The following is a 12,418-nucleotide window of genomic DNA, read 5'->3' on the forward strand; positions in this document are numbered from 1 at the left end:
CAACCTCTCCTCCTTCTCAGAAAACGCTTTCATTTATATGATAGCATTGGAAAAATTCACAGGTCAATCAATTAACTAAATATTTGAAATATGAACTTTTTTCACATGGTGCCTGACACCAACAATCATTTGACTTAATTTTCAAATAATATAAGATTATATTTAGTATTTCGAAAGACTATAGGAGGCGATTATTGATGGGAAAAACGGTGGAAAGACGACTGACTCGTGCAGAAGTCCCAGAGGATTTAACTTGGAACCTAGATGATTTATTTTTGTCAGAAGAAGCTTGGGAATCCGAATTGATAGAGATAGAAAAACAGATTGCACAGTTTCATAGATTTAAAGGCACATTACACATTAGTTCTAAATTTTTATTGGATTGCTTATGTGCACAAGAACAATTATCGATGCGGATTATAAAAGCTTGGACCTTTGCCAGTTTAAAGCAATCGGCGGATGGATCTGATTCCATAAATCAAGCAAATATGGCGAAGTTTTCTGCATTACGAACAAGAAGTATTGCTGCTTTATCATTTATTGACTCTGAAATTCTTGCGTTTGAAGAAGGAACGGTTGAACAATACCTCAAAGAAGAACCTGAGCTAGCAGCATTTAGGCAAAACTTAATTGACCTCCTTCAAGCAAAAAAGCATAAGTTGTCACCCGAAACAGAAGAAGCAATGGCTGCACTAGGAGAACTACAAGGCGCCCCATATCAAATCTATCAAATGACAAAGTTAGCGGATATGCAGTTCGCTCCAATTAAAGACGGCGAGGGAAACGAATTACCTGTATCGTTTGCATTGTTTGAAAGTCGTTATGAATTCTCGCCTGATACAGATGTCCGCAGACAAGCCTATCAATCTTTCGTCTCAACGCTAAAACAATATCGCAACACCATGGCAGCAACATATGCCACAGAGGTCAATAAACAAGTTACCCTCGCACGTTTACGAAAGTATGATTCTGTGACCCATATGCTTCTTGAACCGCACCAGGTAACCCCTGAAATGTACAATAATCAGATTGACATAATCTATAAAGAACTAGCACCTCATATGCGAAAATTCGCTCAGTTAAAAAAGCGGATTTTAGGCCTGGATCAGATGTTATTTTGTGACTTAAAGGCACCATTGGACCCTGAGTTTAATCCGGAAACAACCTATGAAGAAGCAAGTCAAATCATTCTGGATTCTCTAAAAATCATAGGACCTGAGTATAGCAGCATTATTGAAAGAGGATTTAAAGAGCGCTGGGTCGATCTTGCTGATAATATAGGAAAATCAACGGGCGCCTTTTGTTCAAGCCCTTATGGTTCACACCCCTACATTCTTATCACTTGGGAGAATAATATGCGCGGCTGTTTCACCTTAGCGCACGAATTTGGCCATGCAGGACATTTCTTTTTGGCAAATAAAAATCAGCGTATCATGAATGTGCGTCCATCGATGTATTTTATCGAAGCCCCGTCTACCATGAATGAAATGTTATTAGGTCAGCATTTACTATCCAAAACGGAGGATAAACAAATGCGCCGTTGGGTTGTCCTGCAATTGTTAGGTACCTATTATCATAACTTTGTTACACACTTGCTGGAAGCAGAATATCAACGCAGAATCTACGCCATTGCCGAAAATGGGCTCGCGTTAACGGCTAAAAAATTAACGGAAGTAACCAGTGCGGTCCTATCAGAATTCTGGGGAGACACAGTTGAAATCGATGAAGGGGCAAGCTTAACATGGATGCGTCAACCGCACTATTATATGGGCTTATATCCATACACCTATTCTGCTGGATTGACGGCATCGACTGCGATTGCTCAACTGATTCAGGAGGAAGGTCAGCCCGCAGTTGATAGGTGGCTCGAGGTTCTCCGTGCCGGTGGAACAATGAAACCACTTGAGTTATTAAAGCATGCGGGCATTGATATGTCGAAGCCCGACCCAATCCGGAAAGCTGTAAAGTATGTAGGCACTTTAATTGAAGAATTAGAACAGTCTTATCAGTAATGGATATAGAAAAAACCCTTGACTGCAAGGGTTTTTTCTGAATATTCAAGAAGTAATCACGCTTTAACACTATAATCAAACAACATAAATTTCTATCCTATAGCTTGCTTCTGGTTTAACTGATCTCTAAAAATACTAACAAACTTACGACACCGATCAATGTCATAACTTTGCAAACTAACCTCAATCTTCAGGGTGGCAATTAATTTTGTGTGCACGTACAGCATATCTCTAAATTCATCAACAGCGCCGCAAAACTTCGGATAGCAACTATCTCCTGTGCCTACGATTCCCGTCAAGATCCTCTTCACATCCATTGTTTCAAACGAACGATATAATTCCATCATTTCGTGAGGAATTTCCCCATTTCCCCAAGTATAGGTTCCAATTACAACAGCTTCGTAATTGATTATGTCCCTAATTTGTAATTCCTCTATTCGAAAAAGAGTGACATCCATCTTTATCTCGAAAAATAACTTCCGAATCGTATGTACTACTTCTTCTGTATTTCCAGTTTTAGAACAATATACAATTGCAATTTTCATAATTCATCGAAACCGTTGGATTGTGTTACCTTAGCATATGTCCTTGACTTCTGTTCAAAGAAATCGGATTTTGTTTCATTCATCATTTCATCACTGAAAATATGAATCCAAGGCATCGGGTTGACTCTCTCTTTAAATAAGTTCTGTAATCCAATTTGGCGGAGACGCTTATTAGCAAGGTATTCCGTGTATTCTTCGTACTCGTTCAATTCAATCCCTTCTATATCCTTCAAAATCACATGGGCCCATTCTTTTTCAAGTTGGACAGCATGTCCAACAGCTGTATACACATAATCAATATTCGCTTCTGTATTCAATTCCGGATTTTCTGTTAAGAGAATCCGGAGAAACTGTGCCATAAAATAAGCATGCTGCATTTCATCTCGTTGGATATAACTAATCATCGTACTTGTCTTTAGCATTTTTTGCTGGCGGGCAAGATGATAGAAAAAAGCAAAGCCAGCATAAAAATATATACCTTCAAGATTTATAGAGTTCACACCAAGTTGAAACAAGTTTTGAGGTGTTGGATTCTCTCGGAAACTCTCATAAGCATCTAAGATCAGTTCGTTTCTTTTTTGGACGATGGGATCATTTTTTGCTTGATTGAACCGTTCTTTTTGTTCATTTATTGGCACTAGAGAACTTAATATGTAGGAATAGGATTCATTATGCACCGCTTCCTGCTGGGCAATCACCGCAAATATTGCTTTAAAACTAGAATCTGTTACATAGTCCATCACTTGACACATGGTAGGTGTTTGCAGGCTATCTAATGAAGCGAGTTGTGTATTAATTCGCAGGAAAACATCTTGTTCTGTTGCACTGAGAAGATCCCACTGCTTAATATCATCTTGCATATTAATTTCTTGTGCTTTCCAAAAATTTGATAACAAAGTTTGATATAAATCGTACATCTGCGGGTAGGCAATATCATTCCAGTTGAGCAGACCTGATGATTGTCCGTTAATAATTCCAGTTGATTTATTAGGAAACTCAGGATTTAGCAATTTAATTCTAGGCAGTGGTATGTGAATATCCATAAAATATTTCCTCCTATCAATCTATTCAAAAAGATGTTAGCTGTGGCATGCCTCACATTCGTCAATTTCTGTTTGCGAAGTGCTCCTTACATAATAAGTAGTCTTTAAACCCTGCTTCCAAGCTTCCATATGAAGATTAAGTAAATCTCTGGCTTTAATATCATGCCGAACATAGAGGTTAAAGCTAATCCCCTGATCAATATGGCGACCGCGTGCCGCATTCTGTTTAATACTCCAAATTTGATCTAATTCATGTCTCGCACGACGATAATATTCGTATGTTCTATGATTTAAATCAGGTGCGGTCACTTTAAATTTAAAGTTCTTCTTTTCCTCTGCATATTCCACCGAATAGATGGGATCGATTCCATCTGTGGAACCTCCTATCTTCGCCGTTGAGGAGTTGGGTGCAATCGCCATTAACCAACCATTTCTTATACCATGAATTGCTATATCTCTCTTTAACTCATTCCACCTTTTTGATTGGTAACCTTTCCGTTCAAAATACTCCCCAGTATCCCATTCAGAACCACTAAACTGGCTATAAGCCCCCTTCTCCTTAGCCAGTTCCATTGACGAACAGATAGTATGGAACGCGATTTCCTCATACAGACTATCTGCATAGTTAACTGCCTCTTTGGATTCCCAGTACATCCCTTTTAGTGCTAGTAAGTGGTGCCAGCCAAACGTACCAAGGCCGACCGCTCTGTACCTTGCATTCGTAGCCTGAGCCTGTCTAACCGATATGGTATTTAAATCAATCACGTTATCGAGCATTCTTACTTGTATACGAATGAGACGTTCTAAGACATTCGCTGGTACTGCTTTAGCTAGATTAATAGAAGATAAATTACAAACTACGAAATCACCTGGCTTCCGCACAATCACGATATGGCCCTCATCATTCTGGTACTCGTTAACAATCGTTGTTGCAGACATATTTTGCGCAATTTCTGTACAAAGGTTACTGCAGAAAATGGATGTACGCCCTTTGCCCAAAACATGCTTATTTGGATTTTGCCTGTTTACTTCATCTCGATAGAACATGTACGGGGTTCCTGTTTCTAATTGAGCAACCATGATCCGTGTCATGATATCCATTGCACGATAGGTTTTTCGAGGAAGTAGCGGATTATCTGCGGCCTCTTCATATTTCTCGGTAAAATACTTAACATCTGTTTCATCATAAAAATCCTCAAGTCCAAGCAGGTTCCCCTGTTCATCCTTCCAGCCCATCATCTGTTTTACTTGATGGGGACAAAATGTATGCCATTGTCCTATACTTCTTCCGTGTTCATCTTTCTCTTCCAACTTTTTCATAAAGAGGTCGGGTATGGAGACACCTGTGAAAATATCATGGGCTTTGCGGCGTTCGTCCCCATTATTTGTTTTCAAATCAAGAAACCCGTTCATGATATCTTTATGAAACAAATCAAGGTAAATAGCAATGGCACCTTGACGTTGACCTAACTGATCAACACTGACAGCTGTATCATTTACTAATCTTATCCATGGAACCACACCAGATGAGTTCCCTTTAAATCTCTTTATATCGGAACCAAGGGCACGAACTTTACCATAATAGATTCCAATTCCGCCGCCATCTTTACTAAGCCGGGCAATATCCCAATTATTTAAATAGATGCCGTCAAGTGAATCATCTACAGTATCAATAAAGCAGGAGGAAAGCTGCCCAAAGCTTTTCCCCGCATTCGCTAAAGTCGGGGTAGCCACCGTCATATATAAATGACTTAATGCCCAATACGCTTCCTTCACAAGATGTAGGCGTTCTGACTTCTTTTCATATTTCATAATCGTCATTGCAATAATCATGAACCGTTCCTGGGGAAGTTCATAAACATTTCGATTATGGTCTTGGGCAAGATAGCGATCCGCTAGTAAAAATAACCCTATGTAATTAAATAAAAAATCTTTTTCTGGATCTATCTCTTTTGCCAGTTGGTCGATTTCATCTTTACTATATAAGTTTAAAAGATCATTAGAATATATTCCGATATCAGTCAATACTTCTATTAATCGGTAAAAGTCACCATATTTTAAAGTTCGATTATACCCCCGGTTTTTTGCTGATTTCTCATATAATTCATTTAAATATAAACGGGCAGCGACAAATGTCCAATCCGGCCGGTCCATTGCGATTTGATTCACGGCATAGACTAATGCTTGTTGGTTTGCTTCTAGCCCAGTTACATCAAGTTGGCTTATTCGTTCTTTAAGTTCCAGTGTATTAATTTGATATTTCGCAGAAACTTGTTCAATAGATTCTAAAACGTAATTAAGTTCTGATCGGAGATCCTCAATCATCATTTCATTTCCCCCTATAATAAAAAAATCCGCTCAACGGTAATTGAGCGGATGAAACGATAACATTACAAAAGGAAAACAATAATATCCATTGCCTCCTGTCGCCATCGTCCATCTTCTCAATCCCCGAAGAAGTTGAAACATCTTAAGAAAGACAGGTCTCCTGACTTATGCTTCTACCTACTTTGAACCCTTCCCATATAAGTACCTAATATATTAGACAATCTTATACAGTGGTTTGTTCATTTCGTCAGCATTTACAGTTGCGGGGGCAGCTCTGGAATTACACCAGATTCCCTATTAAGCCACAATGGGCATCTTCTCTTAAGGCTAACACAATATATAGTTTGTTTTTCAAAAACTAAAACAATATGTAGTGAATCAATGTAATTAATAATAGTATAGTCGCTAAAATATTGCAAGTCTATTATTTATTAAATAATGAAACCTATTAGATTACGTCTACGTATATGAAGTAAGACCAAGTCGAAAAGAGGCATTTTTGTGGGAAATATTTTACTATTTACGTTGATTATTGGGATAGCTGCGTCACTTGTTCTAATACCTATTTTTAAACATGACCATGCAAGTAAAAAAGAAGGAAAAAAACTAAAAATCGGCGTCTTTATTGCTGTTATTGTGATTCTCATGCTAGCTGTGTTTGTATTCTATTATATTAGTAATTTTGATAGAAATTTTACCTCGGTATGGCCGTTAGGAATCATTCTAACTGCTGCTGGCGCCGTTCTAGCCAAAGGCACAGAAAGAAAAATCAAAGGGCTTCTCTTTCTAGTAAGTCTTGGCCTTGGAATTTATTTCTTAACCGCTTTTATATTTAATGCTGATCAAAAGTATGAAGTTGCCAAGATGGATGAAAAGGTAGAGATTCAAACTTTTGATGAGAAAGAAACACCTGCCAGTGTTCCACCACAGTTTGCTCGGAACAAAATGAAAAAGGCGTTTGGGCAAGTACCGAACACCAGTTACTATGAGCTGGGGAACTTGCAAATTCAAAAGCTCAACGATGACTATGTGTATATTGCCCCCGTTGAGTTTTCCGGATTTTTTAAATGGTGGAAGGGACACAGTACACCTGGTTACTTTACCTTAAGTGCAACGGATTCTAGCGCTAATCCTAAATTCATCAAGTCCGAAATGATTTATACCCCTTCCTCTTTTTTTAATAAAAATAGCGAGCGGCATATTCGCATGAAGTATCCGAAGAAAATTTTCTTTGGCGATGTTCAATTAGAAATTGACGAGTATGGAAAACCCTTTTATATCCGTACTTATGGAGAGTTTATTTCCGCACGAAATGGATTTACTGCTAAGGGACTGGTCGTCGTCGACGCTAAAAATGGAGCAATGGAGGAATATTCACTAGCAAATGTCCCGGAATTTATCGATGGTGCGGTTTCGCCTGAAGCAGTTAGTTTGCAAAATAGCTATTACGGAAACCTTGTTCATGGATTTTGGAATAGTGTCTTCGGCAAGTCCGACGTGAAACTCCCATCAGATGAAGGAACTGAGTCAAATGTAAGTCCAATCTTTGATGAAAATGGGACGATGTATTATTTTACGGATTTTACCAGTCCTAAAGAAGGTGTCGATTCCATGCTCGGGTACTCGCTGACCAACTCACGGACAGGAAAAGCAACATTCTATACCGGAAACCCAGAGCAATCTTATATGGATTCACGAGGGGCCTTGCAGATCATTGAAAAGAAATTTATTGAAAAAAAATGGCTTGGGCAAATGCCGATTCTCTACAATTTTTATGGTGAAGCCAGTTGGTTAACACCTGTATTAGACTCAAATGGTTTTCTGCAAAATTACTTTATCGTGTCTGCAGCGAACCCAGAAATTTCCGTATACGCCAGTACCCCAAATGAGGCCCTTAAGCAATATAAAATCGCCTTACAAAGGGGCAAGGGCACTGTAGACGGAAGCTCGAAAGCACAAGAAAAACAAATCAGCGGTACCGTGATGAGAGTCTATAAGGAGAAAAACGGAGATTTCACCATTGTCTCATTCTTATTAAACAACCGCCAAAACTTTATCATTTCTTCGGAAAAATCACCACTCGCTATCTACTTAAAAGAAGGAGATAAAGTAAATATCACCTACTTCGACACCGGCGAAGACTTCCTTCCCGCCAAAGATTTAGCAATCGAAGCCTTACAATAGGGAAACGAAAATGGGTGTCAGGCACCACTTGGTGCCTGACACCCTATTTTTTTACTGAACCCTTTGGATTCGATTTTGAATTCGATATGTGAAGGGTTTAGGTTGCGCTGAGATAAAGTTGATTAACGCATCAAGGTCATTAGGACCGATTTCTTTGTTTTGAGCTTGGGTGAATACGGTAAATCCGTCACCGCCGCCAGAAAGGAATATATTCGCTGTCACTGAATAAGATTTATTTGGATCTAATTCTGTGCCATCTGGCAGTTTCACACTCACTATCCTTTGACCGATTGGTTTATTCGCATCCCAAGTATATGTTAAACCAGAAATTTGCAGCATGTTCGTCTTGGTTGCACTCCATTGCTGATTAAGCAAGTCACGAATCTGCTGCCCTGTCATCGTCATTTTGACAAGGTCATTATTAAAGGGCTGAACGGTGTAAACTTCTCCCCAAGTAATCTCGCCAGGATCGATGTCTGCTCGAATTCCGCCAGGATTCATAAACGCGAACTCTGTTTTCAGTGCATTTCTTTGTGCATCTGCAATGAAATCCCCTAGGACTGATTCTCCATGCTCATTTTGCTTAGCCGTCAAGCTTTCAGCTGTAGATCCAACCACCCGATTAACGATAGGTTCCACTTTTGCTTCGTAACCCTCAATCATCTGTTTAATCTCTGGGTCTGGCTTTATCCCTTCCTGGAAGGTGGTTACAATCTCTGCTGTTTTTGAGACAATCTCCTTTGTTTTCGGGTCAATTTCAATATCCACATCTGAAAATGCGGTGCCATAGGAATAGGATTGGACCACTAACTTATTATCGATGGTTGCATTCATATGGGCGTGATTATGACCGCCAAAAATGATATCTACTTCATCGTCGACACGATTGGCAATATCCACCAGCTGCCCAGTTGGATTCTCTCCATTTGGACCTGAAGTACCTGGGTTATGCGCTAAAACAACGATCGATTTTACTCCTTGTTTTTTCAATTCCGCTACATTCCGATTGATTGCTTCTACTTCATCAGTGAACTTTAATCCGGCCACTCCACTTGGGACAACTACCGTCGGTGTCTCGGTAGTGACAACACCGATAAAGCCAATCGGCATCCCATTTACTTTGATCACATGGTAAGGCGGCAGGATCGTTTTTCCAGATTTTTCATCGATTACATTCGCAACAATCCATGGAAAATTTGAACCTGCAAAATTGCCGGTTTTCGGATGTGATCCACCCTTAATCAAGCGGAGCAGTTCCGTGACCCCTTCATCAAATTCATGATTACCAACAGTTCCGATATCAAAACCAAGTTTATTCAAGATTTCAATGGTCGGTTCGTCCTGTAAAAGGGCAGAAACTGGCGGGCTGGCTCCAACCATGTCACCATTTTGAATCAACAGTGTATTTTTGTTTTCTGCTTCACGCTGTTTTAAATAGGCGGCTAAATAATCTACCCGGCCAGCTGGTTTCCCGTTAACATTCCGAGTTACATTTAATTGTCCGTGCAAATCATTAATTCCTAACAATTGAATCGGTATGAAACGATTATTCGCAGCAGGCGCTTTTTTCTTCTTAGGATTTTTCGTTTCCGGACGATCGGATTTGTGCCCATGATAGACTTCTGATAAGCCTTGATTCTTTGTTTCTGGTGGCTTTTGTCTGCTAACCTCAACAGACTGGGATTGACGTATCGTTTGATCTGGGTGTTCTGACTCTTTAAGGTCGCTAGCTGCAACACTTAGATTTCCTAACCCTGCGATTAATATAACGAGGGTTAACGATATAAATGCTTTTTTAAACCAATCCATGAATGCAAATCCTCCTACTATTTAATGAATGAACCTTGGTATTTTTTGTTTTCATTGGAAGCAATATGCATATCTCCATATCTTAAATAGAAAAAACCCACTATTATTCTTCAACTTCACCGTTGAAGATATAATAGCGGGCTTTTTCAATCGTACAAGTAATTTAAACGACCAACATTTCTAATCGGTTTTTTGCATAATCGATGATAAATTCTTCACTCCCCCCTCTTTATTTGTAAAAAACTGCACATGGTGTCAGGCACCATGTTAATGTTTCGCAATCAGAGCTTGGAAGGCTGCTGATGTTCTTACTTCGATGGTTAAGGATCCTTTTTTGTAGATGGATTTGATGATAAAAGGTGCGCCTGTCGTATTTTGAAATTTGAAGTCTGGGCCGCCATAGGAGACGGTGGCATCTCTGCCCGCAGGGACATAACCTACTGACAAGGAATGGTGATGTTTTTCAATATAACTCACACCTAATTGGTCCACTGAATTATACAGGGTGGAAGAAGTCTGGCAAATTCCCCCGCCAATTCCGTCGACTAATTGTTTATTCACGATTTCCTTTGCTTTTTGATAGCCATGTTCAGCATCACTAGGCCCAACTGTCGTGTTAAAAGAGAATATATCTCCGGCTCCAACAATGACATTATCGATTGCATCTGCTGACAGTTCAATATTTTTTGACCGGCCCACTACCCCACTGTTAAATCTGGTGGTATAGGTTGCAACGACCACTTCGCCTAATTGCTTCACATCTTCCGGCTTATACCCGCTCTCGGTCACATAAAGAGGCAGTTCCACATCTCCTCCCGCTGCTGATGCAGTTAACACCTTTTCAACCAACTCGGATTCTTCTAAAATAATCCTTGGTTTCCCTTTTATGATTTGACCTTTTGAGTCAATCTTATCGAGGACCATTCGTTGGTCATAGCCAGTGGTAGTTTCCGTTCCTCTTGCCAAGTCCTTTGCCCACTTCTCTAGTTCCCTTTTATACGCTTCGTTATTAGTTCCAAATCCCATGTCGACTGGAAGAAAGGTTTTAATTATCGATTTCGTATTGGGGTCCATTACATTGACCGTTATCGGTTTTGGTTCTTCTTCCTTTTGGGGTCCTTCCTGAGGTGTTTGAACCGGATTTTCCTTTGGTTCCGTAACTTTTTCTTCAACCGCCTTTTCTTTCACTGATTTTTCTGTACAACCAGCCAATCCTAATAAACTACAACTGACTAAAACAGCAATTAACCACGAGCGATTTTTCATTTCTCCAACCTCTTATCCTATATTTTCATGCATGATTTTGGACTTCCAAATGAAGTCCATTCATTCTCCGATTTTATTCGCGATAACATGTCAATATGATTGATAAGTGTTTTCAAACATGAAAAAAGCCCCTTATAATTAGGAGCTTAATATCTTACGAATTATATATTTTTTCTGTATATTGGAAGTTTATCTAATATTACTTTTCATAATAGGCTGAATCACTTTTGGTTCAGTTATAGTAAGTTCATTTTTCTTATAGGCATGCCAATAGGCCATAGCGATAAATACTGATCCACCCACCGCATTTCCTAGAAAAACAGGGATAAAATTCTCTATATAGGCTACCCAAGTAAAATGGCCTGCAAAAATCGCCGCAGGAATCACAAACATATTAGCTACCACGTGTTGAAAACCAATCGCGACAAAAGCCATCGTCGGAAACCAAATACCGGTAATTTTTCCGACCATATCATTGGCTCCATATGAAAGCCATACAGCCGCAGCCACGAGCCAATTACAGCCGATCCCTGAAATAAAGGCTTGGAGGAAAGTTGCTTCTAATTTATGGTCAGCGATACTAATGGTTCTTTCCAAAAATGGTCCTGTTTCCGTGAGTCCAACCAAATGTCCAAAAAAGTAAGCTACAAATATGGCCCCGACAAAGTTACTAACCGTTACGAGGAACCAATTATTAATCACCTGTCTGGTGCTAATCTTATTTGCCATCCTAGCTATCGGAACTGCCATCATATTCCCCGTTAACAGTTCTCCACCAGCTAACAAGGTAAGGACAAGACCGATTGGAAAGACAGAGGCACCAATCAAGCTGCTTAATCCTTCTACATTTCCTGTAAGAGTTGCTGTTACACGGATGAAGAGTAAATATCCTAAAGCAATAAAGGCTCCCGCTTCAAAACCCAAGATCAGTGTTCCTAATAGAGGGTAATTTGACTTTTTCACTCCATTCTCAATGGTAATTTCCATAATTTTTTCGGGTTTACTGTATCCCATCAGAAGGACTCCTTTTAAATAACCTAGACTTTTTTATATTGTGAAACATTTAACATATTTATTTTATAACAAATTCTTCTAAAATCCTGTGAATATTTCTTTAACTATTTTATAGCGCTTTCATTTATCTTTGTAATCTTGCTTTTATATTCAAAATTACTTACTTCCCTCATTTAATAGAGGTATACTGATTATCAAAGTGATAGTGTGAAAAATG

At 39.3% G+C, this 12,418-nt stretch carries 8 protein-coding genes and 1 riboswitch; of the genes, 2 read left to right on the top strand and 6 right to left on the bottom strand.

Translation table 11 applies throughout. From position 1 onward, the window contains the following. The first annotated feature begins 197 nt into the window (after nucleotides 1-197). The gene (pepF, locus tag BR30_RS0125410; protein WP_026567469.1) at nucleotides 198-2,012 is read left to right on the top strand and encodes an oligoendopeptidase F; all 1,815 of its coding nucleotides are present in this window, start codon (nucleotides 198-200) and stop codon (nucleotides 2,010-2,012) included. A gap of 92 nt (nucleotides 2,013-2,104) precedes the next feature. Here pepF and BR30_RS0125415 read toward each other — a convergent pair whose 3' ends face one another. From BR30_RS0125415 to BR30_RS0125425, 3 genes are read right to left on the bottom strand one after another with little or no spacing between them, the layout of a single operon-like run. Continuing rightward, nucleotides 2,105-2,557: a flavodoxin domain-containing protein gene (locus BR30_RS0125415; protein WP_026567470.1), complete on the bottom strand. Its 453-nt coding sequence runs from the start codon at nucleotides 2,555-2,557 to the stop codon at nucleotides 2,105-2,107. Continuing rightward, nucleotides 2,554-3,600: a ribonucleotide-diphosphate reductase subunit beta gene (locus BR30_RS0125420; RefSeq protein ID WP_026567471.1), complete on the bottom strand. Its 1,047-nt coding sequence runs from the start codon at nucleotides 3,598-3,600 to the stop codon at nucleotides 2,554-2,556. Before BR30_RS0125420 ends, BR30_RS0125415 begins: the two co-directional genes overlap by 4 nt. Before the next feature lie 36 nt (nucleotides 3,601-3,636). Beyond that, nucleotides 3,637-5,925 (bottom strand): ribonucleoside-diphosphate reductase subunit alpha, encoded by a 2,289-nt coding sequence (locus BR30_RS0125425; RefSeq protein WP_026567472.1) that lies wholly within the window; start codon nucleotides 5,923-5,925, stop codon nucleotides 3,637-3,639. 137 nt (nucleotides 5,926-6,062) lie between these two features. Continuing rightward, nucleotides 6,063-6,262, bottom strand: a riboswitch (cobalamin riboswitch). Nucleotides 6,263-6,429: 167 nt separating this feature from the next. On the opposite strand from BR30_RS0125425, the gene BR30_RS0125430 reads away from it, so the two are divergent. Then, nucleotides 6,430-8,112, top strand: a complete 1,683-nt coding sequence (locus tag BR30_RS0125430; protein ID WP_026567473.1) for a membrane protein — start codon at nucleotides 6,430-6,432, stop codon at nucleotides 8,110-8,112. Nucleotides 8,113-8,163: 51 nt separating this feature from the next. On the opposite strand, the gene BR30_RS0125435 is transcribed toward BR30_RS0125430, so the two are convergent. The 3 genes from BR30_RS0125435 to BR30_RS0125445 form a co-directional block, all read right to left on the bottom strand. Continuing rightward, on the bottom strand, nucleotides 8,164-9,921 hold the full coding sequence (locus tag BR30_RS0125435; RefSeq protein WP_081825577.1) for a bifunctional metallophosphatase/5'-nucleotidase: 1,758 nt from the start codon (nucleotides 9,919-9,921) through the stop codon (nucleotides 8,164-8,166). A gap of 267 nt (nucleotides 9,922-10,188) precedes the next feature. Further along, nucleotides 10,189-11,187: a VanW family protein gene (locus tag BR30_RS0125440; RefSeq protein ID WP_026567475.1), complete on the bottom strand. Its 999-nt coding sequence runs from the start codon at nucleotides 11,185-11,187 to the stop codon at nucleotides 10,189-10,191. A 189-nt stretch (nucleotides 11,188-11,376) separates the two neighbouring features. Further along, nucleotides 11,377-12,201: a formate/nitrite transporter family protein gene (locus tag BR30_RS0125445; RefSeq protein ID WP_026567476.1), complete on the bottom strand. Its 825-nt coding sequence runs from the start codon at nucleotides 12,199-12,201 to the stop codon at nucleotides 11,377-11,379. Nucleotides 12,202-12,418 lie beyond the last annotated feature (217 nt).

Source organism: Bacillus sp. UNC41MFS5, from assembly GCF_000686805.1.